Genomic DNA, 26,823 nt, shown 5'->3' with positions numbered 1-26,823 from the left:
CTTCTCCCTAGTAACATAAATTAGTTTTTTCTAATTATGATATAACAATTTCTAAAATTATTTGTTTGATTCGGTAATGGTACTTGATTGAGATATTAGTAAGCTACGGGATTTCATAGTTTTCTTAAACAAGACAAATCCTAATGCAGTAGTAGTTGCGCCAAACAGAATATTTAGAAGACTTGATTCGCCTGATGCAGTCATTAACGTAAATACTAGGCCAAGACCCATCATTCCAATTCCCAATCCTGCAAAGATCATCATGACCAATGGAAGTTTGGTTGGAACTTGACTTGGTCCTCTCTTTGGTATTACACCACTAGCGACTGACTTGTGGCATACATCGCAATAGTTTCCGTGTTTTCCTTCCTTGTTTGAGGATTTGAGAAAATAAAATTCTAAATTGCAAAGATCACATGGTCTTGTTGTAAGAGTAATCTTTCCGTGTTCATCAAAATCTTTTCCGAGAACTAACATGCATTTTTTACAATAGTATCCGGAAATTCTCCACATCTTGTGGAACTTGTATTTTTTAAAGCCGAGGACTTCTCCACACCCGGAGCAACTAGCCATTACTTATCCTCTTTAGATCCAACGACTGTTTTTTTGCCTCTTGCGATCTGTGCAATTCCTTCTCTAGCCTCTATAATTGGTAGGCCAATTATAAAGAATGATGCTACACTTACCCACACAACTGCAATTCCTACCCATAGGCTGTAAAATGCAGTGTCAAAGACATAATCTGAAAAGAACAATGGCAAAGGCCATGCGACTATGAGGATTAGAGTCATTGCTCCACCGCCCCTAATGCTAAACTTGAATGCCCTCTTGAGTGTCTCCTCATCTGCATCAAGCTCGTCTAGTTCTGCCTCTGTCAAATCAACGAGTTTGATTCTCTCCTTAATTTGGCTCCACTCAAATGGAACTTTCTTAACAAGACTTCCAATTATTGCAATTGCACCACCAGACAATATTCCTGCAATGTTTCCAAACAACATTGAATAGTTGTTACCCAATGTTGCCAATGAAACCTCGCCACCTGGAGGTAGTGATGCGGCAACGCCGATCCATGTGGATAGTGCTATGACCAGTCCTGCAATCGCACCAGCAGTAGCGGCGTACTTGTTTGTCCGTTTCCACGTAATTGTTAACGCGATTGGAATTACTGCAGAGCCTATCAATACACCCATTGCAAGGTAAACGAATCCTAGTGAAAGTCCCATTGCTAATAGTATAACTGCTAAACCACCCATACCTATTCCAAAGCCTACAATTACCGCTCGAGAAACTTTGAGCAGTTGCTTTCCGGTAGCATTTGGATTCTTGTACGTCCGGTACACATCATATGTAATCAACGATGACACAGCAATCAGCTCAGCTGATCCTGCAGAAGTAACTGCCATGAATAACATTGTCAAAACCATAATTGCACCAACTTCACCCATCAAAACTGAAGCTGCTGCTGGAACTACCAATCCAAGCTGTACCTGTTCTGGTGTCAAGTCTACCTGCAGCGCCACCGCCGTCAGACCCATAGTTGTTGCTAGTGTAAATGGAATTGCAAACCAGCACATTCCACCTAAGAGGAATCCCTTTACTGTGGATGCTGGTCTTGCAGCAATTGCTCTTTGCCAGTATGCTTGGTCAACAAACACTGTACCAAAGTTTCCTACTATGTTGATTATACCAAACATTAGTCCACCAAGGGATGCCATTGTAAGGTATGCTCCTGCAGCGTTACCCTCTACTGGGTTTAGCTTTGCAGCTTCGACAAGTTTTTCGTACATACCTTCAACTCCGCCAGTGATATCGCTGGTAAAGTATACGGTACTTACGAATGTGAGTATGACTATGAATATGATAATGGTATGCATGTAATCAGCAACAAATGTCGCCTTTAGTCCTCCTACCAAAGTGTAAATCATCACTCCAATTGGAATCAGGAATGCAGCAAGCGAGATATTCATGCCTGTAAGGCCGTTTACTACTGCTGCACCGCCCAAGAGAAGCATCGAGGTAACAATCATGTTGGTCATTAAAGCAAAAACTAGGAAAACTCTGTGAGCGCCATCACCATATCTTGCACGAATAATTTCTAGGAAAGTGTGAGCGTTTGGTGCTTTTCGTTTTAGTTCAATCGCCAAGATTCCAAATAGTAGAACTTGGATTGAAGCTCCTGCAGCATACCAGAAAGGACCGCTAACACCGTACTGGTACGCAACCGTTGAGGATTGTAGTAAGGTTGCAGCCCATGTCCATGCAGATACGATAGCTGCAGCAGTTAGGCCTGTCTTGATGACTCTTCCAGCAGTGTTAAACCACTCTGAAGTTTGAGCAACACCAAGATACTTTTCTTCGACTTTAATCTCAAATGTAATTACAACTGCAAAGACTGCTCCGAGTCCAACAACGATGAACCATCCCCATGATTCATCTAAAACTTCACCAATTTTGAATTCGCCTTCTATTACACCGGCTGCATAAGCTGATTGTGAAAAACCAATTCCGGCAACTAGTGCTACAACGATGATAGCTAATATGGTGCTAGATTTTCCCCCAACCACGTGAGACTAAGATGCTAGAGTTTACTTATGTATTCAACAGCTAAATTTCTTTATTAACTTAAAATTTGCCAAATCCTAAAAAATTCTGTCGACGTCGACTAGTACAGACTGTATAATCTACCAAGAGATAATTTGTCAGCAGGATCAACTGTTGCAATCTTTCCGTCTATCTTTACTTCATAAGTTTCCGGATTGATCTCAATCTTTGGTGTTTTGTCATTGTGTATCATGTCTTTTTTTCCAATGTTTCTACAGTTCCTGACTGCAACAAGTTTCTTCTTTGTGCCAAGCTTTTCTTGCAGTCCATCATCAAGTGCAAGCTGCGAAGTAAATGTAACAGATGTGGTTCTTACTGCATCACCATGTGAGCCCCACATTGGTCTATAGTAGATTGGCTCTGTAGTTGGAATTGATGCATTGGGATCACCCATCAGAGAGTATGCGATAAAGCCTCCTTTGATGATTAACTTTGGTTTTATCCCAAAGAATTGTGGAACCCAGATCACAATATCTGCCATCTTTCCGGGCTCAATAGAACCCACATAATCAGAAATTCCGTGCGTAATAGCGGGGTTAATTGTGATTTTTGCGATGTATCGCTTTACTCGCAGATTGTCATTTTCACCAGTCTCGTCTGGCAGCCTTCCTGTCATCTTCTTCATCTTATCGGCAGTTTGCCAGTTTCGTGTAGTGGTTTCCCCAACTCTACCCATGGCCTGACTGTCTGATGACATCATGCTGATGACTCCCATGTCATGTAGGACATCTTCTGCTGCAATAGTCTCACCCCTAATTCGAGATTCTGCAAAAGAGACATCTTCTGGAACTGCAGGGTTGAGATGATGACATACCATCATCATATCAAGATGTTCAGCCAACGTGTTGACTGTAAATGGTCTTGTTGGATTTGTAGATGATGGTAAAATGTTTGGCTCGCCTGCAACTCTCATGATATCAGGTGCATGTCCGCCACCGGCTCCTTCAGTGTGATAGGTGTGAATTGTTCTGCCAGCAATTGCGGCAATTGTATCATCGACAAAACCACACTCATTTAGCGTGTCAGTATGGATTGCAACTTGGGTGTCTGTCTTGTCTGCAACCTTTAGAGCAGAATCTATTGTTGCAGGAGTTGTACCCCAGTCCTCATGTAACTTCAAACCACATGCGCCAGCTTTAATCTGCTCCAATAGCGCAGGTTCTTGAGAATCATTTCCCTTTCCAAGAAATCCAAAGTTCAACGGAATATCCTCAACTGCTTGAATCATTTTATGAATATTCCACTCACCTGGAGTGCAGGTAGTTGCGTTTGTTCCATCAGCTGGACCGGTTCCACCTCCAATCATTGTGGTTGTTCCATTACATATTGCATCAATTGCCTGCTGTGGTGAAATAAAATGAATGTGGGAATCTATTGTTCCGGGAGTGCAAATGGTATGTTCACCTGCAATGACTTCGGTGTTTGATGATATCACCATGTCAACATCATCCATAATGTTTGGATTTCCTGCCTTTCCAACACCAACAATCTTTCCATCCTTAATTCCAATGTCGGCCTTTAGAATTCCAAGTATCGGATCAATTATTACTGCATTTGTGATTACAAGGTCAATAGAGTCCTCTCTTTTTACACCACTTGCCTGACCCAATCCATCCCTTGCACTCTTTCCACCACCGAAAACAACTTCGTCTCCATACTTGAGGAGATCCTTTTCAATCTCAATTATTAGATCCGTGTCAGCAAGCCTGACCTTGTCCCCGACTGTTGGACCAAATAGCTCAACATAGTTTTTTCTTGGAATGTTTAATGTCATGCTCCCTTAAACCCCGCTTCTTTTGCCTTCTTTATCGCCTGTGATTTGTTGGTATCCAACGGGCCATTTACCAGTCCACTGAATCCAAAGACAATTCTCTTTCCACCATACTCTGTCAGCTCAACCTCTCTTGAGTCACCTGGCTCAAATCTTATCGAGGTTCCAGCTGGAATATTCAGATGATATCCGTATGCTTGCTCTCTTGGAAATGATAATGCCTTGTTTGCCTCAAAGAAGTGAGTGTGTGAGCCGACCTGAATTGGTCTATCACCTGTATTATCCACATGAAGCTTGATTGTCTTTTTGCCAGAGTTTGCGGTGATTGGTTCAGTTGAGACAAAATATTCGCCGGGAATCATATCACTCACACTATTGGGTTATGTACTGTCACCAGTTTTGTTCCGTCCTCAAAAGTGGCTTCAACCTGAATGGAATGGATTAGATCAGAAACTCCAGGCAAGACATCGTCTTTTGATAAAACATGTTTGCCAGAATTCATTAGATCTACTACAGACTTGCCGTCTCTTGCTCCTTCTAGTATGTGATCAGTAATTATTGCAACAGCTTCGGGATGGTTTAGCTTTAGACCACGTTGCTTTCTCTTTCGTGCAAGCTCTGCTGCCAAAAAAATGTGTAATTTGTCAATCTCTCTTGGAGTAAACATCATGGCCAGAGTAGTAGATTAATGTATTTAATAATTGATGGAAAAGAGGCAAATTAAAATTTCATACAATATGAAGGGCATTGTGCTAAAGGTAACCCAGATTGTAGGAAACATTTTTCATGATTCAAAATTAATGCATCTAAAAAATTCTGGTGCCGAGATATTGTCGGTTTCAAGGGCAGAGCTTGAAAAGAATAGATTGCGAAAAGCAACTAATCTTGGAACAGATGTTGGTCTGATTCTGGATACAGGAAAGCATCTTCACAATGGCGATGTCATTCAAGACGGAACAAAGACGATCATAGTTGAACAAACTCCGGAAAAAGTCATCGGCCTCCGAGTAAAAAGAGATTCTGATGAGATTCGTTTCTTGGTTGGTCACATCATTGGAAACAGACACAGGCCAATTGCGATGGATTCAGGGAAGGTCTATTTCCCAATTCAGGCAGAATCTGAGCTTGAAGTCTTTAGGCGATTATTTTCTGACATCATTGAGGATTTAGAGTTAAAGATTGAAGAGAGAGTTTTCGTACCACATTTAGGAGCAAATGTTCATGAACACTGAGGATCTCTTTGAGGAGCTTGGAATAATGCAATTATCTGACTCGTTTTTCCCAACCGGATTATTTGCAACATCAAATGGATTAGAGTTTTTGCATATGACAAAAAAGATTTCATCTCAGCAGGAGTTGTTTGAGTTCATCAAAATTGCAATAAACCAGCAAGTTGGACCTGCTGATTGTGTTGCAATGCTTAATGCATACGAGTCAGCAAAGAATACAGACTTTTCAGAGATTAGACGAATCGATGAGATAATTTTTGCACTAAAGACAATCAAAGAGATGCGTGAGTCGTCTTTGAGGTCTGGAATTCAGATGCTAAAGTGCGTCAGGGAATTTGTTAAAGACGATACCCTTGAGTGGTTCCAAGACGAGGTAAGAAAGAGGTCAGCGCATGGCAGCCATCCAATCGCATTTGCATTATGTTGCAATGCATTGAAGATAAAAAAGGAGAAAGCATCACTTATGCTTCTTTATGGTTTTGCAACTAGCGTTGTGGGTGCAGCCCTACGCCTTGGTTTGATTCAGCACTTTGAAGCACAAAAAATTCTTCATCAGATAAAGCCAGTAATTACAAATTTCATTTCAGAGAACTTTGATAAAAAGACCTCAGAGATTTGTCAGTTTTCTCCGCAGCTTGACATCTTTCAGATGAGTCATGAAAATATGGATTCAAAGATGTTTCTTACATGATGGTGATTACATGACAGAGAGAATACCGAGAATTGGAATTGGTGGCCCTGTAGGCTCTGGTAAGAGCATGCTGATTGAAAGAATAGTTCCGATTCTTGCTCAAAAGGGATACAGTGTAAGCATCATATCAAATGATGTCATATCAAAGGAGGATGCAGATAGGATGCGCTCAAACCTTGCCACAAAACGCGGTTTGTTACCTGAGAATTTGGTAATCGGATTGGCAACTGGCGGATGCCCACACACTGCAATTAGGGAGGATCCATCAATGAACATCTCTGTAATTGAGGAGATGGAATCTCAACATCCAGAACTTGATATGATTATAATCGAAAGCGGCGGAGACAACATCACTACAACATTTAGTCCTCTCTTGGCTGATTACTTTATCTACATAGTTGATGTTGCAGGAGGCGACAAGTATCCCAGAAAGGGAGGGCTCGGGATAGAGACCTGTGATCTATTGATAATAAACAAAATTGATCTTGCCCCGCAAGTTGGTGCAGATATGGAAATTATGAAAAGGGATGCAGAGAAGATTCGCAAAGAAAAGCCTTTTGAATTTATCAACTGCAAGACTGACCAAGGGGTAAATGAAGTGGTAAATCACATAATTCGTGATCTACTCTTCGATGCAAAACCAAAAGGAACCATAGAGGCATAAATTGAGAGAACTAAAATTCTATACCCCAGATGACATTCCCTCTGAGATCTTGGTATTTGATAGAGACGTAGAACAGTTAGGAGTCGGCAAGTCTGGAAAGATTGGATTCTTGAGCATTACAATAGAAGATAGGGATTCAAAGAGTGTCATCACTGAGATAGAGAGTCAGGCCCCATTGCATCTGCAAAAGGCGCTGTACTGTGAGGAGTCATTTCAAAAAATGGCCTTTCTTTATGTTGTATCTTCATCAGGAGGCATTTTACAAGGAGACCGATACAGAATTGACATTTCACTAAAGGAGAACACATGTGCGCACGTTACCACTCAGGGGGCGACGAGAATTTACGGAATGAATTCAAACAGTGCAATACAGATGGTTACCCTCAACCTTGCAAAAAATTCGTATCTTGAATTTTTGCCTGACCAGATAATTCCATATGAAAAATCAAGATTTTACCAAAAGATGAACCTCAACGTTCAAAGTGATTCCACACTGGTTTATTCTGAGATGATCACACCCGGACGAACCGCAATGGGTGAGTCGTTTAGCTATGATTTGTGCTATCTTAAAACAAAGTGCACTGATGAGCTTGATAATCTTTTGTTTTTAGATGTTGTAAAAATGGAACCAAAGAAAAACAGCTTGGCATCATTTGGGATACTGGGGGAAAATGAAGTTTTGGGAACAGTTTACATTGTTACAAAAAAAGAAAACATCGAACCGATAAAAGAGAGCATACATCAGATCATCGAGGAATCAGGAATCCTTGGAGGTGCAAGTATACTTCCAGGCGATTCTGGCATTATTGTGAGATTCCTTGGCAAAAAAACAGACAAAATCAAGGATGTAATTTACAAAACATCAGGTATCGTACGGAAACAAGTACTTGGCGCGCCATTTTCAGTAATCAGGAAGAGCTGAACTTAGATCAATTGCATTTCAAAATGATTTTTGACGAATTAAGATTTCTTGTATATATAAAAAATTAATTTTATGAAACCTATCTATCTTTTCTGCGTATACTATATGTGTTAAGAGTAGAGTGCATAGAAACAAAAAAGGATGGCTCTGTAAAAAAATCAAAATTCGAATATTCCACAAACCATGAAGTCATGCTAAACAGCATGTATGAAAATACTCGGGATAAAATAAAAAATCAAAGAATGCTCACTCTAGTGGAGATTCTTGCATTTTTCTCGTATCATGTAGCAAAAAAAATCAGAGAAAATAATGGAGAGGACAGAATTGAGCTTGAGCTGAGGGATTTTCTTCGGTACGATAATGTATTACATACTCTGCAAGAGTCAAACGAGATTCAATTTGCTGTTATTGCAGATAGATATCCAAAGAAGATTATTCATCTTTTTTTGGAGTCCATTCCAAAACTAATTGATTAGTACTACTGGTTTTGATGTAAGTTTTAGGACTTTGCTTGTAACATTACCAAGATCTTCTTTGCTTTTGCCCAACCCAGTTTTTCCCATTACTATCAGGTCAACGCCAAGTTTTTCTGCAATTTCGGCAATCTTTGATGGGGGATCTCCTAGCTTTACAATTCTCTCATAGTCATTTAGCTGCTTTGGCATAATCACGCTTCGTAGAACTCGCCGACCCTCTTCTTGCATCTGTACTGTCATCTCTTCATCCATGTTCTCTTCTTGCTCATCGGTCCACTGTATTACATGAAGAACGTGAATTCTTGCCTTAGCGTAACCCTTTAGCAAAAAGTTTGCATGATTTAATGCCTTTAGTGAATCAATGGAGCCATCTATTGGAACAAGAATTTTTAGAATCTCTCTATTTTCGTTATCAGGTAATCGTTCAAGATCAGACACCATCATAGAGTTTGTGGACTGGTTTGCCTTGTGAAATATTTCACCAATGCTTCGTCTTGCCTCAATCAGTGGAAGAATTATGATGATTGTTGCAGCCCCAATTGCCCAGACAAATGCCATCCAAATCCAGATATAAAATGCCGAAAGTGAAAAGATGTAATCAGAAAAATACAATGACAGCGGCCATGCAACAACTAAGAAGAGAGTGGTAGAAAATCCAACTTTGATGCAGAATTTAGATGCATTGCTTAGTGTCTCCTCGTCTGTGTCTTTTTTTATCATGTTTCGGATTCTATCATCAACAAGCAGAATCTTTTGTTTCATTGAAGCAAAGTCAAAGCTTTCAGGTTTGATGAGGCTACCACCAAGGGTTATTCCAAGAGATACGCCAATTGATGTCAGGTTGCCAATGAGTAATGGAATTAGATTTCCAGTGGTTGCAATGCTGATTTCTCCATAAATCATGTTAGTAACAAGAATCCACGTAACGACACCAGACACTAGACCAATGATGGCTGCTGATGTTGCTGCAAACTTGTTTGTCTTTTTCCATAAAATTCCAAATGATATTGGTGCAACTGCAGAACCAATCAAAATTCCCATTAGCAGATAGACATATTGTAAGCTTACTCCAAACTGGAACAAAATTGAGGCTAAAATTCCCATCCCTACTCCAAAGATCAAAATTGTAAATCTCGAAATCGTCATTAGCTCACGACCTGAGGATGCAGGTTTGATGTATGTCCTATAGACATCATATGTAACAAGAGAAGATACGCTGACGAGCTGCGAGGAGCCTGCTGCAGTCACTGCAGTAAATATTATTGTTAGAATCAGTATCGCACCAAGATCACCCAAAAGATTTGCAGCTGTAGTTGGCGCAACTAGTCCCAGCTCAATCTCAGATGGAGACAGGGTAACGCCAGTTGCGATGGCAGCTAGACCCAAAGTTGTTGCAAGTGTAAAGGGAATTGCAAACCATGCTAGTCCTCCAAGGATGAACCCCCCAGTTGCAGCCTTTGGTCTTGCAGCAATAGCCCTCTGCCAATATGATTGATCAACAAAGACCGTACCAAAGTTTCCTACTATGTTAATGATTCCAAAAATTAGTGCACCAGTTGATGCCAAGGTAAGATACATTCCCATGGCATTTCCTTCCACGGGTTTGAGGATTGATGCGTTTGTGAGTTTTTCATACATGCCATTTATTCCGCCAATTTCAGGAGATACAAAATAGATACTTGTTACAAAGACTAGAATTACTACAAAGATGAATGCAGAGTTTAGGTACTCTGCAAAGAAAGTTGCCTTTAATCCTCCAAAGATTGTATAGACAATAATTCCAAGCGGTATCAAAAATGCTGCAATTGTAATATCAACACCTGTCAACGAGTTGACAACTGCTGCACCCCCTAGTACCAGCATTGCAGTGACTACAGTATTTGTCATCAGTGCAAAGAAGAGAAAGACCTTGTGGGAATGTTTACCAAACCTTACAAAGAGCATCTCAGGAAACGTGTGTGTCATTGGCGCCTTTCGTTTGAGCTCGATTGCAAGAATTGAAAATAAGATAACTTGGATGCTAGCTCCGGCAGCATACCAAAATGCACCGGCCATTCCAAATTGAAAAGTTACAGTTGATGATTGGAGAAGTGTTGCAGCCCACGTCCAAGCAGATACGATAGATGAGGCAATTAATCCAGTCTTAATTGTCCTACCAGCAGTGTAAAACCATTCAGATGTCTTTCTTGTTCCTAACCACTTTGTTTCAGCCTTTACCATCAAAGTTACTGCTAATGCCATGAATAGACCTACTCCGAGCAATACGACATAGCCAATATTCTCAGTTAGAATGGCACTCAACTAGAAGAGTAAGAATTTCTCATTATTAAAGAGGATTTGTTTATGATGTACAAGGAATGATTTGCTAATAGATGTTAAATAGAACAATTTCAAATAAGAATAATTGGTTGACAAGATAGATGAGTTAATTCTTTCTGCGCTAAGCCAAAATTCTAAGCAGTCCATCTTTGAGATTTGGGATGTTATCAAGGGAAATGGTTATGATTTAACTGAAGAAGAGATAGAATCAAGAATTAGCAAACTGGAAGAAGACAGAGTGATCAAAGGATATACAATTACGATTGATACCAAAAAGATTCATCGAAGAGTGATTCGCGTTGACCTTGTTACATTTAGAACATCTCAAGCCTTGCCAAAAAGATTGGACGGATTAAAAAAATACTTGCGTGATGCTCCATTTGTTGTATTTTCTGGCAAGACGCGTGGAGGATACGATTGGATTACTGTAAAATCATTTTTGTCTGAAGAGATGGCAGATGAGGAAAACGACATTTACAGAAATCTCTTTGGCGATATAATCCAAACATACGAAGTTTATGACTTTGTTCCACAAAAGGAGGCATCAATGTATGCACTTGCCTACACTGAAAGTGAGTACAAGAAATTCCTCAAGGAATGGAGTCCTCCGTTTCTTGGACATTAAATAAAATTATTTTATCTTCTTTTGATAGTGGATAGTCTCATCAATCATTGCGTGAGTTTGTCGTCTAAGATCCATTAGCATCTTGATTAGCTCGACTCGCTGTTTTGGAGTGACATTGTGTGCATCCTCAATTAGATCATCTAGTCTTGAGAGCGTAACCTTTAGGGCCAGAGTGCTCTTTTTTGCTATTTGAATGTGCTTTGAGTCATTTTTTGTAACTGGTTCTTGGTTAGTGCTCTTTATTTTTCTAATTTGTTTTATTGTAAGCTTGTTTGAGATAATCTCATCAGCTAGCTTTGTCTGTAGTGATTCACCTGCAGTTGTTAGCTCCAATGCTTGGCTTATACTAAGATGATTGGTGGTAATCTTTTCTTTGACCTCTTCGGGTAGTCGCAATAGCTGCATTCTATGTGATACGTATTCCTCACTTTTTCCAATCTTTGATGCAAGGTCGCCAACCCCTCCCCATCCAAAGTCTACTACATATCGGTGATATGCTTCTGCTTCTTCGATTGGATCCATTGATTTTCTTTGAATATTCTCGGTTAACTGAATCTCGTATGCTTGCTTGTCTGAGAATTCACGAATCTTACACGGAATAAATCGCCATCTAAGTGACTTGCATGCGATAAATCTTCGGTGTCCTGCAACAATTTCAAACCCTTGTTCTAGTGGACGGATTACGATTGGTTGAAGCAGACCATGTTGCCTAATACTCGTCTTTAGGTTATCAGCATCTATAGAATTTTTTTTGTCAGTGTATCTTACTGCATACTTGGCAGGTCGAATCATCCTAATCTCGATTGGTTCGATTATAGAATTATCATAGATCTCCAATGTCCCAAAATCCCCATAGATTTACCCACTACAAAGTATTTATCGATTTTTTGAAGTATGAGGATATTACAAAATTTTTTGAATAAATTTAAAAAAATTTCAAAAACAAGTTGGTGTATACAATTGGACCGGTATTGTTGGAGTATTTAATGGAAAAAAACAAATTTTTGTAGTTACTTTTTTTGTGAAAACATTTCTTTTGCTGCCTTTTCCATCTCTTGAGGCGGGATATCTTTTGTATGAGTTGCAATTGCCCACCTGTGTCCATAAGGGTCTTGAATTTGTCCATATCTGTCTCCCCAAAACATATCATTAATTGGCATAATCGGTGTTGCTCCAGCATCAACTGCTTTTTTGAATAGCTTGTCTGCATCTTCAGTATAGATATGCATGACAACAGGTGAACCGCCAAGTTTGTTTGGTCCAACTGCACCCATCTCTGGAAACTCATCTGCCATCATAATGATAGAGCTTCCAAGCTGAATCATTGCATGCATTACTCTTCCATCTGGCATCATGCTACGATAGATTTCATGAGCTCCTAATGCTTTAACGTAAAAGTCAAGTGCCTTTGCACAATCATTGATTACAAGATGAGGAGTAACAGATGAAAATCCTTTTGGAATTGCATCAACCATACACTACTAGACTCAATAGAAGTATTTAGAAATTTTCCAAGATTTGGAAATTTAGCTCATTGAAAATAATACGAAGAGATTATTTACGGGTCAAAATGGAATCGAAGATGCAAATGTATCGAGTCAAAAGAATAACCATGTCTGAAATCATCATGGAGATTGAAGCAATGGTAATGAATGAAGGTCATAAGGACTATAGCTACTGGAAGATTGGAAATACTGACAGACCAACTCCTAGAAAAAAGCAGTTTGCCAACCAAGGAGAAAATACAAAGTTTTGGAAACAGTGGTATACTGTAAACAAAGATGACTCGTTAGAGATTTGCAAGCACTTTATTGAGAAAGGAATGAAGTCAGAGCTGACAAAAGAGACTGGCGCAAACTATGTGTATGTTTTTTAGACTCATTTAATTTTGTAATCTAGTTCTATGATTTCTCATAAAAAAATGAATTATTTGATTGAGCAGACTGGAACGCATTGTAATGTGCAGACTTCTGCATCTGGATCATGTCTGCATGCAGATTCACATTCAAGGTACTCACCGTTTAACTCTGAGCATTGCTCAGATGAGATGTATTCACATTCATTAAATTCTTCTAGCCAAGTTCCACCAAAGTTGTTGCATTGAACCTTTGGGCTTGCCATTCTGGTTGGAATCTCTTCAACGAATGTTTGGCCATTATTTGTTCTACATTGTCTTGGGAATGATTCCATGACTGGATTTCCCGCTGCTGCGCATTCTTCAAAGCTGTCAATTGTAGACTCTACCAAAGTCCAACCTCGCTCGACTAACTTCGGGGCAGTCTCAAAGGATACACACGCAGGTGTGGTATCATATTTTTGCAATAGAATAAGTGAATCCATGCACACTATATCTTCTAAAGATACTCCAGACTTGAATTGATCTAGTGGAGCTTTGATCAAGTTTTCAACAAGTAATGTGATTACATATTGTTCCTTTTTGATCTCCATGTTTTCTTCAGGATATGGTTCTGTGTTTGTCAACGTTAGGGAATAGGTATCAAATTCAACTGAAGTAGTTTCGCTAGTTTTAATTTCAATTGTAGAAGATTTGTCAGCACCTTTTGTAATGTTAAAAGTCGCAGTTACCTCACCTTCCCAGATACATGTTACACTCTTTGGGCACCGTGAATCAGAGATGTCTTCAAGTGTGATATCTAGTTGTTCTGATTTAATTTCAGCTGTCTCTCCAAGGGATAGTTTAATCGGAGAATCCAGCTTTGCATCATGGTGTGCAGCAGTTGCACTGGGCATCATCATAAGGCCAGAAAGTGCGACTGCGGCAATCAAGAAGAGTGTGAAGTTTGTTTTCATATTGTCTTATCAATTTTGTCAAAGATACATAATAACCTTTGATTAAATTTGGTTTTAATCAAAGCCTTTATCCAAATATGATATTTGAAAAGACATGTTTCCAACAAACGATGACAAAATAGGAGCAAGTTCTAAATATTCGAACTTGTCTTGGAGCACGATATGAGTAAACTAGTTCTAGGAATCATAGCAGCAATTGTCATAGTTGGTCTCTTTGCAGCTATTCTCCTACTAGATCCTGAGGATGCTATTTCAAAAAACGTTGATGTAAAGGAGCCTACAATTACAAAGTTTTCTTCAATGGAAGAATCGGGTTCTCTGATAAAATTTGTAAGTTATAATGAAGTTCAAGAGTATTTAGCTGAATCTGTAATTCAAAATCAATTAAACAGTGGATTCAGAGGAGGCGGTGTTTTCATGTTTGACGATGGTCTCATGTTAGAAAGAAGAATGGTAGAAGCAGTATCAGAGCCCATGCCAACCTCTGCACCAACACCGGGAGCTCCACCAATGGCAGAACCACAGGCCGGAGTGGATGAATTTGATGGCGGGGTTGGAACAGGTGTAGATTTCTCAAAGACAAATGTTCAGGTTGAAAATGTAGATGAACCAGACTTTATCAAAACAGATGGCAAGTATCTTTACGTATTATCACAAAACAGTCTTACTATAATTGAGGCATATCCAGCAGAATCTGCAAAAGTAATACTCAAAGTTGCACTAGATGTTGAACAACAAAACCTAGAAAACATGTTTCTAAATGGAGACAATCTTGTGATATTTTATCATGGTTCTGGAGACACTATGGGAATTGCAGAATATGACTATATCCCACAAAGAATCTACACCCCAAAGACTATTGCCACAATCATTGATGTATCAGACAAAGAGAATCCAGAGATAATTAATACATATGAGATTGATGGTTACTACCACAACTCTAGAATGATTAATGACACAGTTTACCTCTTGACTACAAGCGGAGTTGACTACTATAATCCAATCATTCCAAGAATCATCACTGAAGATGCAATATTTGCACCAGATGTGTACCGCTTTCCAAATCCAGAACCAAATTACAACTTTAACACAGTAAGCGCGTTCTCAGTATCTGGTGATTTAATAAATTCTGAATCATTCTTGATGGGTCATTCCAATACAATTTTTGTTTCAGAAGACAATTTGTTTATCACATATCAAAAGAATCTTCCCCATACATTCTATGAAGCAATGCAAAAAGACAGATTCTTTTTAGTAGTTGTTCCATTATTACCCCAGTCTGTTCAAGATGAGATAAAGTCAATTCAAGATTCAGATTCGGATTCATTCTCAAAATGGAACCAAATCGAGAAGGTCTTACAGGATACATACAATGCAATGTCAAAGGAGCAAAAAGACCAACTCTATGATAAAATCAACAAAGCGATTGCAGAATACGATACAAAGGTAAGAGAAGACACACAAAAGACTGAGATTCACAAGATTCACCTAGATAATGGAAATTTCAAATACATCGCAAATGGCCAAGTGAATGGATACCCACTGAACCAGTTCTCAATGGATGAGCACAGTGGGAAATTCAGAATTGCTACAACTTCAAACTCTTTTTCAGTCAGGGAATCAATAACATCAAACAATGTCTACATACTAGATGAATCACTAAAGACGGTAGGAAAGCTGGAAAAGATTGCAGAAAATGAGCGAATCTTTTCTGCTCGATTCATGGGTGACAAGCTATTCTTGGTGACATTTGAGCAGATTGACCCATTCTTTGTAATTGATCTTTCAACTAACACGCCAAAGATCCTAGGTGAGCTAAAGATTCCAGGATTCTCAAACTATTTGCAGCCATATGACAAGGATACCATAATTGGATTTGGACGCGACACAAAGGTAAACCAATGGGGAGGAGTCCAGACATTAGGTGTCAAGGTATCACTCTTTGATGTAAGTGATCTAAAGAATCCAAAGGAGATTGACACCATATTGATTGGTGATGGCTCAACTGATTCAGAAGCGCTCTACAACCACAAGTCATTGTTGCTAGATAAGGGCAAAAACATAATGTCAATTCCAATCAAAGGTAGTGTTGATTCAATTTCCGGCTCTAGCATTAGAGCACCAGAATACAAGACATGGAATGGATTCTATGTTTATGGATTTGACAGTAAAGGATTCAAAGAAAAGGGAACCATCGTTCATTTTGAAGGAAGTAATTACAGTTATTCGTACATGCCAGCCAGATCATTTTACATTGAGAATACATTGTATACGGTAATGGATGGCTCTATCAAGATGAATGACATTGAGAATCTTAGTGAGAAAAAGTCAATTCACATAGCACAGACTGGAAAGATAATTCCGTTCATGAAATAAAATCAGCGACGGAATTTCTTAATACTGGACCCTATTGAGTGCAGATATTGGGGAAAAAAGAGATTTTAGCAAAATTTTCAGCGGATTCTGATAGGTACTACAAGGTAAAACTATTCGAAGAGCAAGGATTTGAGCGCAAGTCATGTGCCACATGCAAGAGATTCTTTTGGACTCTGGATGCAAATAGAATTCATTGCCCTGACCATGGCTCTGATACCTACTCCTTCATAGGAAATCCCCCTACAAGCAAGAGATTTGATTATACAGAATCATGGAAGCAGGTAGAGTCATTCTTTGTAAAAAATGGTCACACATCAGTGAATAGATATCCAGTAGTGTGCAGATGGCGAGATGATCTCTTCTTTACCATTGCATCAATTGTAGACTTTCAAAGAATAATGGGTTCAAAAGTTGTCTTTGAGTTTCCTGCAAACCCGTTAGTTGTTCCGCAGACATGCCTTAGATTCAAGGACTTGGAAAATGTCGGCGTCACTGGAAGACACTTTTCTAGCTTTTGTATGATTGGTCAGCACTCTGTTCCAAACTCTCAAGGATACTGGAAGGATGAGTGTGTTGATTTGGATTTTAGATTACTTACTGATCAATTTGGTATAAAGAGAGACGAAGTTGTCTTTGTTGAAGATGTTTGGGAAGGCGGCGGTTCATTTGGATCATCACTGGAATATTTTGTCAGGGGATTAGAGATTGGAAATGCAGTGTTTACAGAATTTCAGGGTGAGCTAAACAACGCAACTACACTGGACCAAAAAGTAATTGACATGGGGGCAGGTCTTGAGAGATTTGCATGGATTACAATGGGTACACCTACTGCATATGATTGCTGCTTTGGCCCGATTACAAATAAATTGTTTGAAAAGATTGGAATTGATTCAGATTCCACATTACTTACAAAATACTTTACAGAGATTGCAAAGAATTTGGATAACTTTGAGGACTTGACTGATGTAAGAAAGGTTGCAATAAAAAATTCTGGGCTAACGGATGAGCAGCTAAGGCGAATCATCACACCAATTGAAGGTGCATATCTGATTGCTGATCACTTGCGCACACTAATCTTTGCAATATCAGATGGGGCATTACCCAGCAACGTTGGTGGAGGTTACAACTTGCGAATGATGCTACGAAGAATTATTGGAACGATGGATAACATGAAGCTAAAACTAGACATTGATGATCTTATTGATACACATGTAGACTATCTAAAGGAGACATATCCTGAGCTTGATGGAGCAAGAGAGGACGTCAAGAAGATTATCAAGGTTGAATCAAGCAGGTATGAGGAATCAAAATCCAGAATGGAAAAGATTGCAAACAATCTTCGTGCAAAGAAGAAGGTTCCTAGTGTCGATGAGCTAATCACAATGTACGAATCAGACGGAATCACGCCTGATTATCTCAAGGAATTGCAGGTAATTTCAGAGATTCCCTCTACGTTTTACTCAAAATTATCAGATTTGCACCAATCAGAAAAGAAAAAGACAATTGAGCATCTTCCCTTGGAGGGCCTCCCAGAAACTGACATGTTATTTTACAAAGACGACCCAATGGAATTTGATGCTAAAGTTCTCAAAGTTTTTGATGACTCCATAGTATTGGATAGAACTTCATTTTACGCTAGAGGTGGAGGACAGGAACCAGACTATGGTAGTATAGCTGGATTCAAAGTGATTGATGTAAACAAACATGGCGATGTTGTAGTGCACCAGCTGCAGGGTGGAACACCAAAGGAAGGAGAGACAGTTACATGTAAGGTCGATGCAACTAGACGTGGAAACATTACAAAGAATCACTCAAGCACACATGTTCTAAACTCTTCATCACGCAATGTGCTGGGCTCTTGGGTTTGGCAGCACTCTGCATTCAAAGAAGCAGATCATGCAAGACTAGACATCACGCACCACTCTGCACTGACTGATTCGGAGATTCAAAAGATTGAGAAAAAGGCAAACAGCATTGTAAAAAAGAACATGCCAATATCAATTGACTACTATGACAGAGGAACTGCAGAGCAAAAGTACGGATTCAGAATTTACCAGGGAGGAGTTGTTCCAGTAAAGTCAGTTAGAATCGTATCCATTGAGGACTTTGATGTTGAAGCCTGTGGTGGAACGCATGTAAAAAAGACAGGAGACATTGATCTCATAAAGATTACAAAAACAAAGAGAATCCAGGATGGAGTTGTCAGATTAGAGTTTGTATCAGGTGAAACAGCACATCAATACATTACAGAACAAAAGGAACTAGCTGCAAAAGAAAAGGAGTTAGCTGCAAACAGAGAGAAGCTAGAAAAGCAAAGAGAAGAACAAAAACAAAAAGCAAGGGAGTTGATTCCAGTTTTGCTTGAGCGAGTATCTGCAGGAGAGTCTGGAAATCTAGAAGAGGTAACGGTAAAGGAAAAGAGATGCTTTACATTCAGTGAGAATTTTGATGAATTCTTTCACATCAATTTTGGTAAAAAACTGATTCAATCAGAATCAAAGGCGGCATATTGTGGAATTTTTGAATCAGGTCCAACAATTCGTGCGATTGTATACTGTGGGGAGGAATCAGGCATGAAAGCAGGCGATATTGCAAGGGAGATTGCTGGGATTTTAGGCGGTTCAGGCGGTGGAGATGCAAAATTTGCGCAAGGTGGAGGAAAAGACACATCTAAAAAAGACGCTGCAATCCAAAAGGCAAAGTCAATGATTTTAGGATGATACAATGGAAATAGACTGGAATAATATAGAAAAGAAATGGAGAGACAGATGGGTTTCAGAGAAACACTTCGAAACTGATCCAAATGATAAACCAAAAAAATTCATCACAGTAGCATATCCTTATCCAAATTCACCACAACACATTGGACACGGTAGAACATACACACTAGCTGATGTCCATGCCAGATACTATCGCATGAAAGGATTCAATGTTTTGTTTCCAATGGGATTTCACTATACTGGAACCCCGATACTTGGAATGGCAAAAAGAGTTGAGGATGGGGATACAGAGCTAATTGATAATTTAAAAAACTTGTATAAAGTTCCGGAAGAAACCATCAAGGAATTTGTAGAACCAGTAAAGATTGCAGACTATTTTCATGAAGAGATAAAAGCCGGAATGATTGAGATGGGTTATTCCATTGACTGGAGAAGAGAGTTTACAACAATTGATCCAGTGTATCAAAAGTTTATCGAATGGCAGATTAACACATTACGTGACAGAAAACTGATCATACAGGGGTCTCACCCAGTGGGGTGGTGCCCAAAGGATCAAAACCCAGTGTCACAACACGATACACTTGGCGATGTAGAGCCTGACTTTACAGAATACATTTTGATAAAGTTTCAGTTTGGCGATTACATCATTCCGACTGCAACGCTACGTCCTGAAACAATTTTTGGTGTGACAAATCTCTGGGTGAATCCAGACACAGTTTACAAAAAGATCACAGTAAACGGTGTAAAGTGGATTGTAAGTGCAGAGTGTGCACGCAAGCTAGAATTTTTGGACAGAGAGATAACATATGATGGTGAGATAAAGGGCGCAGAATTAGTTGGAAAAGAGGTTACAGTTCCGCACAGAAATGAAAAGATTCCAATGCTTGAAGCTAGCTTTGTAGAATCACAAACCGGAACGGGTTTGGTAATGTCAGTCCCTGCACATGCCCCATTTGACTGGCAGGCATTGACAGATTTGAAGAAAAATGGGCATGATTTAGCCTCAAAGATACAGCCTATCTCAATAATTCAAACAGAAGGGTATGGTGAATATTCTGCAAAGGAAGCATGTGAAAAGTTCGGAGTTGCCAATCAAGATGATGCAAAGCTAGAAGATGCCACAAAGGAGATCTATGAAAAAGAGTTCTACAAGGGAGTCTTGAAACAAACATGTGGAGAGTTTGCAGGAAAAAAAGTTTCAGAAGCAAAGGACATTATAAAAGAGTGGCTTGATTCTAAGAAACACTCTGAAATTTTACTTGAATTAACGAACACGCCTGTAAAATGCAGATGCGGCACAGAATGTGTTGTAAAGATTCTCAATAACCAATGGTTTCTAAACTATGGTGACAAAGAATGGAAGGAAAAAGCTACAAAATGTTTTGAAGAGATGAGCATTCTTCCACAGGAGATTCGTGGAGAGTTTAACTATGTAATCGGATGGCTGCGAGAGCGTGCATGTGCAAGGCAACATGGCTTGGGTACAAAGCTACCGTGGGATAAGGACTGGATTGTTGAGAGTCTATCAGACTCTGTAATTTACATGGCCTACTATATCTTGGCAAAATATGTCAATGCTGGAGAGCTAAAGCCAGACAACCTATCAAAAGAATTCTTTGATTTTATTTTCTTTGGTGCAGGAAACGCAGATGCAGTATCAGAAATAACAAAGATTCCAGCAGAAACAATTCATAAGATTAAAGACGAGTTTTCATACTTTTATCCAGTTGATTCACGACATTCAGGTCGTGACTTGGTGCCAAACCACCTGACATTCTTTGTTCTTAATCATGTTGCAATATTTCCAGAAGAAAAGTGGCCAAAGGAGATTGTAGTGAACGGTTCTGTGTTGATGGATGGAAAAAAGATGTCAAAGTCAATGGGAAATATCATTCCATTACGAAAAGCAATTCAGGATTACGGTGCAGACCCAATTAGACTTGCAATTATAATTTCAGCAGAGCTGTTACAAGATGCAGATTTTAATTTAGAATCAGTTGTAGGAATAAAGCACAATCTAGAGGCATTAATGGAGGAATGCACAAAACTAAAGCCGGGACAGCCAAGTAATCTTGAGGCAGAAGATGCCTGGATTAAGAGTAAAACACAGTCAATGGTTGCAGATGTATCACTATCAATAGAAAAGATGAGATTGCGAGAGGCATTACACGATATTTTATTCTCGTTTGAAGGTGATTTGCAGTGGTATCTCAAGCGTGTAAACGCAAAGAAGAGAGAGGACTATTCCGGAATACTACATGAAGTAAACTGTATTCGTGTGGCAATGCTATCGCCATTTGCTCCACATGTATCGGAAGAGATGTGGGAGATACTAGGACAGTCTGGTTTGGCATCACAGTCTAGCTGGCCTGAAATTTCTGCCGATTCCTTTGATAGTACAGCAATTCAATCTGAGGACTTGTTAAAGTCAATCATTGATGATATTGCGAACATTCTCAAGGTTACAAAGATGTCACCTAAAAAAATCACAATATACACTGCAGAGCCATTTAAGGTCACTGCATATCATTCAATTTTGAAAAGAGTGATGGATGGTGAGACAAACATGGGTGTAATCATGAAGGACCTAATTGCAAATCCAGAGACTGCAAACATCAAAAAGAATCCAGACTTTGTGCAAAAGACAATCAAGGATATTTTATCAGAACCCACAGAAATAAGAAAGACAAAGCTTGAAGCCAAAGACTTTGATGAGGAGAATCTTTTGTCAAAGGAATTGCCTGCACTGATAAAGAGTGACTTTGGTGTTGAGATGCAGGTCTTTTCTGAAGCTGACGATAACATCTATGATCCAAAGGGAAAAGCAAGACACGCAAGACCATACAAGCCAGCAATACTGATAGAATAGATATTGGCGATTCGAATCAAGAGGTATCTTCTCGTTATAACTCAATAGTCTTTCTTCTGATATCCGCCTTCTGTGTTGAATTATTTTACTAGACTTTTTTTTTATTGAATTTATTGTATCCTTCTTGATTGTATCCTTCTTTGTCGTAACCTAGGTGATCATATCCATTTTGATCAAATCCGTTACTGTCGTATCCGTCTTCGTCATACCCATTACGGTCGTATCCATTTTGATCAAATCCGTTACTGTCGTACCCGTCTTTATCGTATCCGTTTTCATCATACCCGTCTAGGTCATATCCGTTTTTGTCATATCCATTTTTGTCAAACCCGTTTTTGTCGAAGCCTTTTTTGTCATAACCATTTTTGTTATACCCTTCTTTGTCGTATCCTTTTTTGTCATATCCATTTTTGTTATACCCGTTTTTGTCGTATCCTTTTTTGTTAAACCCCTCTTTATCAAAAGTAGTTTTTGTGTCGATGTGAATTCCAACTATAGAAAAGCCCCGATTGTCATATCCGTCTTTATCGTATCCTTTCTTGTCATAACCATTTCTGTTAAACCCATCCTTATTGTAACCCTTGAAATTAAATCCATCTTCGTCATATCCGTCTTTGTATCCTCTTTTGTCGTACCCTTTTTTGTCGAAGCCTTTTTTGTCGAAGCCTTTTTTGTTAAACCCTTTTTTGTCATAACCATTTTTGTCATATCCATCCTTGTCATACCCGTTTTTGTCGTATCCTTTCTTGTCATAACCATTTATGTCATAACCATCTAGGTCGTATCCGTACTCGTCAAACGTACGACTTAATCTGTCCAACAAACCCATAACAGAATTTTATGAATTCAAATCAGTTAAGTTTTTTCACACTTTTTTGCGCAAGTATTATGACATCAATTGACGAGAATCCAACAAAAAAGTTAAACTTGATTTCATTTGGTGAGTACCATGGTAGTGTGCTATGTTTGTGGTGAGCCTGCCTCTTGGAGCTATTCTCAGGAAAAAGGAAAGGGAACTGTAACACGCTACTATTGTAAAAAGCACAACCCAAATTCTTCACCTGAATAGCTAGAATTCCAAGATTAAATGTAAGGAACCGTATTTGATTAGGATTCTTTTATGAGGGATTTTATTCCAGCAATGTTTTCTGGTGTAAGCTCTATCTCCTTATGATCTGTCTTTACGTGTGCAGTTACCTTTTCCATTAGTTCAGATTCTGTTTTTGCAGATGCAGACCAAGAACAGTCCTTTCCTGCATCTTTACAGCTAATGCTTTTTGTCATGATAAAATTTAGAGTTTCATGTATTTAATTTATTTTTTGAAGAGATGTCATCACAGCATAGATTAAGTGAGGAATAAACATTGAAAAATTATGACAAAACCAGAAACCGCATATCTATACGCTAGAGAAAAACACAAAGGAAAGACCAGAGCAGACGGGATAACGCCCGATATAATTCACCTAGAGGCAGTAGTCAGCAGACTAAAGAGTCTTGGAGTAACTGATGATGATGTTTTATGTGCTGCTTGGCTTCATGATGTCATAGAATCAACAGAAACAACATTTGATGATATCTATGAAAGATTCGGGCAGCGTGTTGCAGTACTTGTATCAACATTGTCAAAAGACAATAATTTGCCTAAAAAAGAAATTGAAGAACAATATGTAAAGCAGCTTCAAGGGGCTCCGTTTGAGGCAAAGTTGATAAAATTATGTGACATTTCTGCAAATCTGAAATCACTTGATAGTTCCATGATATCTAAGAACAAAAGAAAAAAGGCAACTAACAAAATATTGCACTATCTACGAATAATTAAAAATGATTTGGTAGAAAAAAAATCAGATTATCCAAAAATTGAAAGCATCATCAAAGGGATAAATGAAATTCTAAAAGAGAAACACCAAAGACCAATTAATCTTGATTGAGCTTAATACCTAAAACAATCAACCGTGTGATCATTTACAATTCCTACAGCCTGCATAAATGCATAACAGATTGTACTTCCAACAAAGTTAAAGCCTCTTTTTTTCAGATCTTGGCTTATTCTATCGGATAGAGTAGTGGATGCAGGAATCTCCGATGCATTCTTGAATTTGTTTTTAATTGGAGTGTAATCAACAAATTCCCAGATGTACTTATCAAAGGATCCAAATTCTGATTGCACCTCTAGGAATCTTTTTGCATTGTTTATTGCAGAGCTCACTTTGAGTTTGTTTCGAATAATTCCTTCATCCTTTAAAAGTCGATTGACATCTCTTTGAGTAAATTTTGATAACTTTGATGCATCAAAGTTGTAAAATGCTGCACGATACGTTTCCCTTCTTTTTAGAATGGTAACCCAGGACAATCCAGCTTGCGCGCCTTCCAGTATCAACATCTCAAAGAGTTTTCTGTCATCATGAACTGGAATACCCCATTCTGTATCGTGATATGTTACATTTGGTTCTGATTCAGCCCACTTGCATCGCTTCATGGTTTGTATGGTTTTTAGAGGAATTAATCTCTAGTTTTTTGGATTTAGGATTTTGATTCTTCTTTGCACCCATTCTGGAATATTCCTTTTGCTGCACTTCATCTAGCTTTCCAGCCTCACAAAGCTTTGCATCGCCACGTTCATCATGGGTGCATTCCAAAACATTATCAGCCAATAACCCGCCAGCTAGGCTCCATGCCTCATCCTTTGTTATCTCAAACTTGAATGATAGAGTATTTACTTTGGTAAAGAATCCATTTCGAGAGTTTCTAATTACAAAACTCTTGATCTTATCCTCCATTGTAGGGGCTGGCTGCTTGAATTTCTTTGGGCCAAATCTATGTCGAAATGGCTTACGGTAACTACCCCTATCTGACATTATCATTTGATCAAAGGAGCTTCTATTTTATCAGTTCGAAAGTTTGATGCAACATAGTCAGGCTTTTTAGTTGTGATAACATAGTATAGTCATGGTATCAAGAAACGCATCCTCTGAGGAGATAAAAAAGAATCAAAAAAACCAAAAGATGAGAATCAAGGTAAAAAAGGCTGCAAGGAGAAGTGGCAAGGCAGTAAAAGAAGACAAGATAGAGCCATCTGCAAAGAAGAAAAAGGCAGTATTCTCACAGAAAAAAGTAGCTACAGTAAAAAAATCAAGATATTAAAAAGAAAAAAGGGAATTATTCCCTTGGAATGTTCTTTATTTGATCCCGAATATCTTTTACTTGCTGCTTTAGGTCCTTTGCAGATTCAAAGTCCCCTTCAGAGACAGCATTTCGTAAATTCTCCATTGCAGATAACATTTCAGTAATCAATGCGTCTTTTACAGGATCTCCAGTGGAATCACCGAACTTTTCTGTAATTCTGTCAATCTTTCTATCTAGTCTGTCTGTCATCTTTTCAATTCTCATAGAATTGTCCATCTCAAATGAGACAGAGGCAGTGTTAGAAATGTCGGCTGCATCTACTACATGAATTGTCTTTGTTCTGGTTTTACTATCAGAATCAAAATCAACCTCAACTACCTTCCATACGACGAATTTCTCGCCGTCTTCGTTTACAGCAATACCAATTCCTGCGCGTTTTGCTTCGGGAAATAATGATGCTGCATCAGATAGTGATTCCGTAATTTGCTCTTTTAGGGATTTTCTATCGGAATCATCAGTAATCTGGATTGTTCCCTCAAATCCAGTCACTTCGATTACCTTATGGGGCCTATGCATTGTTTCAGGCTCTGCAAATGCAGATGGGACTGTTACAATGATTCCCACAATAGCAATCATCAAAATCATTTGTGATTTCATGAAAAGATTTCGTGAATTTTTTCATTTAAGGAGAGCGAATAAATCATCAGTAGAAATGGACAATTTTGGACCATTTTGTCAGATTTGTAATCTAGTGGTATGTCCATTAAATTCCAAACAAACCTTAAATCTTATTTTGACTTTACAGATTCATGGATGCAAGACTAGCGATTTTTGTGATTGTAGCCGTTGCTGCAATGTTTGCTCTTGCACCAATGCATGCATACGCCGAATCCGGTTCTGTCACCCCTGATGGTGGCGACGGATACGGGGACGGCGAAGGAAAATCATGTCCTTCAAAAGAGAAAAAGTCTGCTTCTTTTACACAATTATTCATTTAATCAAAAGACTCTGAATGAAACCATTCTTCATCATCCCTTGATGTTTTACGGATAGGACGTTTTAGAACAAATATTGCTCAATGAATCTACGAATGTTTTTTGCTTATAATGGATTACTGAGAAATTCTACTAGTAACAAGATTTTCCATGTGCTGATGGAAAGACAACGATTAACTGATCTCTTGATTCAGATGGAGAATACTTTGAATCACCAGAAAAGACAGCATTTGCACGAACTAGACCATCAGGATCCCAATGCATTGCTTCTGTCATGGTAAAGTATCGACCCTTTGCATCGGTAATTCCACTTGCAATGATTCCATCATCAGGACAGACCCCATCAACTCGTATCAAGATTTCAGCATGCGGTATTGGATTACCAGAAGAATCTTTGAGGTTTCCAGAAAATGCAATGTCGTATCCGGCATTTACCTGAATGCTTCTCCACTGAAACAAACGAATCTCGGTATCTAGTGTTTCAGCGTAAATTGCTCCTACAGATACTGCAGATAGTACCATCAGAGATACAAGGAGGATTCTCATGGAACATGTACGTCTTCTTTGCATTTATCACTATGCCACTAGGTGATTTCTGAAATAGTCTATTTATTAGGCTGAGTAAGAAAT

Annotated in this window: 28 protein-coding genes; 13 read left to right on the top strand and 15 right to left on the bottom strand. The window is 38.9% G+C overall.

Annotation, left to right across the window (positions count from 1 at the left end):
• Window positions 1-57: 57 nt before the first annotated feature.
• From C6988_RS04320 to C6988_RS04300, 5 genes are all read right to left on the bottom strand, one after another.
• Complete coding sequence (locus C6988_RS04320; protein WP_182133834.1) at window positions 58-573, bottom strand: hypothetical protein; 516 nt, start codon at window positions 571-573, stop codon at window positions 58-60.
• Window positions 573-2,564 carry a sodium:solute symporter family protein gene (locus C6988_RS04315; RefSeq protein WP_182133833.1) on the bottom strand — a complete coding sequence of 664 codons (1,992 nt, stop codon included), beginning with the start codon at window positions 2,562-2,564 and terminating at the stop codon, window positions 573-575. Before C6988_RS04315 ends, C6988_RS04320 begins: the two co-directional genes overlap by 1 nt.
• A gap of 98 nt (window positions 2,565-2,662) precedes the next feature.
• The gene (gene ureC / locus C6988_RS04310; RefSeq protein ID WP_182133832.1) at window positions 2,663-4,375 is read right to left on the bottom strand and encodes an urease subunit alpha; all 1,713 of its coding nucleotides are present in this window, start codon (window positions 4,373-4,375) and stop codon (window positions 2,663-2,665) included.
• Window positions 4,372-4,734: an urease subunit beta gene (locus C6988_RS04305; protein WP_182133831.1), complete on the bottom strand. Its 363-nt coding sequence runs from the start codon at window positions 4,732-4,734 to the stop codon at window positions 4,372-4,374. The genes ureC and C6988_RS04305 overlap by 4 nt, the downstream gene beginning before the upstream one ends.
• Before the next feature lie 5 nt (window positions 4,735-4,739).
• On the bottom strand, window positions 4,740-5,042 hold the full coding sequence (locus C6988_RS04300) for an urease subunit gamma (RefSeq protein WP_182133830.1): 303 nt from the start codon (window positions 5,040-5,042) through the stop codon (window positions 4,740-4,742).
• A gap of 79 nt (window positions 5,043-5,121) precedes the next feature.
• Here C6988_RS04300 and C6988_RS04295 point away from each other — a divergent pair, with 79 nt between their 5' ends.
• The 5 genes from C6988_RS04295 (at window position 5,122) to C6988_RS04275 (ending at window position 8,354) form a co-directional block, all read left to right on the top strand.
• Window positions 5,122-5,604, top strand: a complete 483-nt coding sequence (locus C6988_RS04295; protein ID WP_182133829.1) for an urease accessory protein UreE — start codon at window positions 5,122-5,124, stop codon at window positions 5,602-5,604.
• The gene (locus tag C6988_RS04290) at window positions 5,594-6,292 is read left to right on the top strand and encodes an urease accessory protein UreF (protein ID WP_182133828.1); all 699 of its coding nucleotides are present in this window, start codon (window positions 5,594-5,596) and stop codon (window positions 6,290-6,292) included. The genes C6988_RS04295 and C6988_RS04290 overlap by 11 nt, the downstream gene beginning before the upstream one ends.
• A 10-nt stretch (window positions 6,293-6,302) precedes the next feature.
• Window positions 6,303-6,956 carry an urease accessory protein UreG gene (gene ureG / locus C6988_RS04285; protein ID WP_182133827.1) on the top strand — a complete coding sequence of 218 codons (654 nt, stop codon included), beginning with the start codon at window positions 6,303-6,305 and terminating at the stop codon, window positions 6,954-6,956.
• 1 nt (window position 6,957) lies between these two features.
• On the top strand, window positions 6,958-7,878 hold the full coding sequence (locus C6988_RS04280; protein ID WP_182133826.1) for an urease accessory protein UreD: 921 nt from the start codon (window positions 6,958-6,960) through the stop codon (window positions 7,876-7,878).
• A 107-nt stretch (window positions 7,879-7,985) separates the two neighbouring features.
• Window positions 7,986-8,354, top strand: coding sequence for a hypothetical protein (locus C6988_RS04275; protein ID WP_182133825.1), 369 nt, complete (start codon window positions 7,986-7,988; stop codon window positions 8,352-8,354).
• Here the strand turns inward: C6988_RS04275 and C6988_RS04270 are convergent.
• Window positions 8,343-10,655, bottom strand: coding sequence for a sodium:solute symporter family transporter (locus tag C6988_RS04270; protein ID WP_182133824.1), 2,313 nt, complete (start codon window positions 10,653-10,655; stop codon window positions 8,343-8,345). The two genes, C6988_RS04275 and C6988_RS04270, sit on opposite strands and share 12 nt — an antisense overlap.
• Before the next feature lie 103 nt (window positions 10,656-10,758).
• On the opposite strand from C6988_RS04270, the gene C6988_RS04265 reads away from it, so the two are divergent.
• Window positions 10,759-11,298 carry an Lrp/AsnC family transcriptional regulator gene (locus C6988_RS04265; RefSeq protein ID WP_182133823.1) on the top strand — a complete coding sequence of 180 codons (540 nt, stop codon included), beginning with the start codon at window positions 10,759-10,761 and terminating at the stop codon, window positions 11,296-11,298.
• Between the two features lie 6 nt (window positions 11,299-11,304).
• Here the strand turns inward: C6988_RS04265 and C6988_RS04260 are convergent, their stop codons facing one another.
• Both C6988_RS04260 and C6988_RS04255 read right to left on the bottom strand, forming a co-directional pair.
• The gene (locus C6988_RS04260; RefSeq protein ID WP_182133822.1) at window positions 11,305-12,135 is read right to left on the bottom strand and encodes a ParB/RepB/Spo0J family partition protein; all 831 of its coding nucleotides are present in this window, start codon (window positions 12,133-12,135) and stop codon (window positions 11,305-11,307) included.
• Between the two features lie 173 nt (window positions 12,136-12,308).
• A complete protein-coding gene (locus tag C6988_RS04255) occupies window positions 12,309-12,773 on the bottom strand; it encodes a VOC family protein (protein WP_182133821.1) in 465 nt (154 codons plus the stop codon).
• Window positions 12,774-12,910: 137 nt separating this feature from the next.
• Between C6988_RS04255 and C6988_RS04250 the strand changes: the two genes are divergently transcribed.
• The gene (locus tag C6988_RS04250) at window positions 12,911-13,174 is read left to right on the top strand and encodes a hypothetical protein (RefSeq protein ID WP_182133820.1); all 264 of its coding nucleotides are present in this window, start codon (window positions 12,911-12,913) and stop codon (window positions 13,172-13,174) included.
• Window positions 13,175-13,224: 50 nt separating this feature from the next.
• On the opposite strand, the gene C6988_RS04245 is transcribed toward C6988_RS04250, so the two are convergent.
• Window positions 13,225-14,109, bottom strand: coding sequence for a hypothetical protein (locus tag C6988_RS04245; RefSeq protein WP_182133819.1), 885 nt, complete (start codon window positions 14,107-14,109; stop codon window positions 13,225-13,227).
• 162 nt (window positions 14,110-14,271) lie between these two features.
• On the opposite strand from C6988_RS04245, the gene C6988_RS04240 reads away from it, so the two are divergent.
• From C6988_RS04240 to leuS, 3 genes are read left to right on the top strand one after another with little or no spacing between them, the layout of a single operon-like run.
• Entirely contained in the window at window positions 14,272-16,485 is a 2,214-nt protein-coding gene (locus C6988_RS04240; protein WP_182133818.1) for a beta-propeller domain-containing protein, read from the top strand.
• Window positions 16,486-16,532: 47 nt separating this feature from the next.
• Window positions 16,533-19,205 carry an alanine--tRNA ligase gene (alaS, locus tag C6988_RS04235; RefSeq protein WP_182133817.1) on the top strand — a complete coding sequence of 891 codons (2,673 nt, stop codon included), beginning with the start codon at window positions 16,533-16,535 and terminating at the stop codon, window positions 19,203-19,205.
• Window positions 19,206-19,209: 4 nt separating this feature from the next.
• Entirely contained in the window at window positions 19,210-22,074 is a 2,865-nt protein-coding gene (gene leuS / locus C6988_RS04230) for a leucine--tRNA ligase (protein ID WP_182133816.1), read from the top strand.
• Between the two features lie 88 nt (window positions 22,075-22,162).
• On the opposite strand, the gene C6988_RS04225 is transcribed toward leuS, so the two are convergent.
• Window positions 22,163-22,903: a hypothetical protein gene (locus C6988_RS04225; RefSeq protein ID WP_182133815.1), complete on the bottom strand. Its 741-nt coding sequence runs from the start codon at window positions 22,901-22,903 to the stop codon at window positions 22,163-22,165.
• A 278-nt stretch (window positions 22,904-23,181) separates the two neighbouring features.
• Complete coding sequence (locus C6988_RS04220; protein WP_182133814.1) at window positions 23,182-23,358, bottom strand: DUF1059 domain-containing protein; 177 nt, start codon at window positions 23,356-23,358, stop codon at window positions 23,182-23,184.
• Between the two features lie 90 nt (window positions 23,359-23,448).
• Between C6988_RS04220 and C6988_RS04215 the strand changes: the two genes are divergently transcribed.
• Window positions 23,449-24,003 carry an HD domain-containing protein gene (locus tag C6988_RS04215; RefSeq protein WP_182133813.1) on the top strand — a complete coding sequence of 185 codons (555 nt, stop codon included), beginning with the start codon at window positions 23,449-23,451 and terminating at the stop codon, window positions 24,001-24,003.
• Window positions 24,004-24,005: 2 nt separating this feature from the next.
• On the opposite strand, the gene C6988_RS04210 is transcribed toward C6988_RS04215, so the two are convergent.
• Together C6988_RS04210 and C6988_RS04205 are read right to left on the bottom strand one after the other, a co-directional pair.
• A complete protein-coding gene (locus C6988_RS04210; protein ID WP_182133812.1) occupies window positions 24,006-24,551 on the bottom strand; it encodes a DNA-3-methyladenine glycosylase I in 546 nt (181 codons plus the stop codon).
• On the bottom strand, window positions 24,529-24,930 hold the full coding sequence (locus C6988_RS04205) for a hypothetical protein (RefSeq protein ID WP_182133811.1): 402 nt from the start codon (window positions 24,928-24,930) through the stop codon (window positions 24,529-24,531). Before C6988_RS04205 ends, C6988_RS04210 begins: the two co-directional genes overlap by 23 nt.
• A 91-nt stretch (window positions 24,931-25,021) precedes the next feature.
• Here C6988_RS04205 and C6988_RS04200 point away from each other — a divergent pair, with 91 nt between their 5' ends.
• Window positions 25,022-25,216, top strand: a complete 195-nt coding sequence (locus tag C6988_RS04200; protein ID WP_182133810.1) for a hypothetical protein — start codon at window positions 25,022-25,024, stop codon at window positions 25,214-25,216.
• Between the two features lie 15 nt (window positions 25,217-25,231).
• Here the strand turns inward: C6988_RS04200 and C6988_RS04195 are convergent, their stop codons facing one another.
• Window positions 25,232-25,855: a hypothetical protein gene (locus tag C6988_RS04195; protein ID WP_182133809.1), complete on the bottom strand. Its 624-nt coding sequence runs from the start codon at window positions 25,853-25,855 to the stop codon at window positions 25,232-25,234.
• 152 nt (window positions 25,856-26,007) lie between these two features.
• Between C6988_RS04195 and C6988_RS04190 the strand changes: the two genes are divergently transcribed.
• Entirely contained in the window at window positions 26,008-26,196 is a 189-nt protein-coding gene (locus C6988_RS04190; protein WP_182133808.1) for a hypothetical protein, read from the top strand.
• Window positions 26,197-26,325: 129 nt separating this feature from the next.
• Here the strand turns inward: C6988_RS04190 and C6988_RS04185 are convergent, their stop codons facing one another.
• Entirely contained in the window at window positions 26,326-26,739 is a 414-nt protein-coding gene (locus tag C6988_RS04185) for a carboxypeptidase-like regulatory domain-containing protein (protein ID WP_182133807.1), read from the bottom strand.
• Window positions 26,740-26,823: the final 84 nt, after the last annotated feature.

Source organism: Nitrosopumilus sp. b1, from assembly GCF_014078545.1.
Lineage (GTDB): Archaea > Thermoproteota > Nitrososphaeria > Nitrososphaerales > Nitrosopumilaceae > PXYB01.
Note: the sequence above shows the minus strand (reverse complement) of the source record. Positions and strands in the feature narration are given on the sequence as shown.

Bases quoted from the DNA above. Each gene is read 5' to 3' on its own strand.
- C6988_RS04220 (WP_182133814.1), bottom strand. From the start codon at position 23,358: ATGACAAAAAGCATTAGCTGTAAAGATGCAGGAAAGGACTGTTCTTGG.
- C6988_RS04195 (WP_182133809.1), bottom strand. From the start codon at position 25,855: ATGAAATCACAAATGATTTTGATGATTGCTATTGTGGGAATCATTGTA.
- C6988_RS04255 (WP_182133821.1), bottom strand. From the start codon at position 12,773: ATGGTTGATGCAATTCCAAAAGGATTTTCATCTGTTACTCCTCATCTT.
- C6988_RS04200 (WP_182133810.1), top strand. From the start codon at position 25,022: ATGGTATCAAGAAACGCATCCTCTGAGGAGATAAAAAAGAATCAAAAA.
- C6988_RS04290 (WP_182133828.1), top strand. From the start codon at position 5,594: ATGAACACTGAGGATCTCTTTGAGGAGCTTGGAATAATGCAATTATCT.
- C6988_RS04250 (WP_182133820.1), top strand. From the start codon at position 12,911: ATGTCTGAAATCATCATGGAGATTGAAGCAATGGTAATGAATGAAGGT.
- C6988_RS04240 (WP_182133818.1), top strand. From the start codon at position 14,272: ATGAGTAAACTAGTTCTAGGAATCATAGCAGCAATTGTCATAGTTGGT.
- C6988_RS04225 (WP_182133815.1), bottom strand. From the start codon at position 22,903: ATGGGTTTGTTGGACAGATTAAGTCGTACGTTTGACGAGTACGGATAC.
- C6988_RS04190 (WP_182133808.1), top strand. From the start codon at position 26,008: ATGGATGCAAGACTAGCGATTTTTGTGATTGTAGCCGTTGCTGCAATG.
- leuS (WP_182133816.1), top strand. From the start codon at position 19,210: ATGGAAATAGACTGGAATAATATAGAAAAGAAATGGAGAGACAGATGG.
- C6988_RS04305 (WP_182133831.1), bottom strand. From the start codon at position 4,734: ATGATTCCCGGCGAATATTTTGTCTCAACTGAACCAATCACCGCAAAC.
- C6988_RS04320 (WP_182133834.1), bottom strand. From the start codon at position 573: ATGGCTAGTTGCTCCGGGTGTGGAGAAGTCCTCGGCTTTAAAAAATAC.
- ureG (WP_182133827.1), top strand. From the start codon at position 6,303: ATGACAGAGAGAATACCGAGAATTGGAATTGGTGGCCCTGTAGGCTCT.
- C6988_RS04245 (WP_182133819.1), bottom strand. From the start codon at position 14,109: ATGAAAACAAACTTCACACTCTTCTTGATTGCCGCAGTCGCACTTTCT.
- C6988_RS04185 (WP_182133807.1), bottom strand. From the start codon at position 26,739: ATGAGAATCCTCCTTGTATCTCTGATGGTACTATCTGCAGTATCTGTA.
- ureC (WP_182133832.1), bottom strand. From the start codon at position 4,375: ATGACATTAAACATTCCAAGAAAAAACTATGTTGAGCTATTTGGTCCA.
- C6988_RS04210 (WP_182133812.1), bottom strand. From the start codon at position 24,551: ATGAAGCGATGCAAGTGGGCTGAATCAGAACCAAATGTAACATATCAC.
- C6988_RS04300 (WP_182133830.1), bottom strand. From the start codon at position 5,042: ATGATGTTTACTCCAAGAGAGATTGACAAATTACACATTTTTTTGGCA.
- C6988_RS04205 (WP_182133811.1), bottom strand. From the start codon at position 24,930: ATGTCAGATAGGGGTAGTTACCGTAAGCCATTTCGACATAGATTTGGC.
- C6988_RS04215 (WP_182133813.1), top strand. From the start codon at position 23,449: ATGACAAAACCAGAAACCGCATATCTATACGCTAGAGAAAAACACAAA.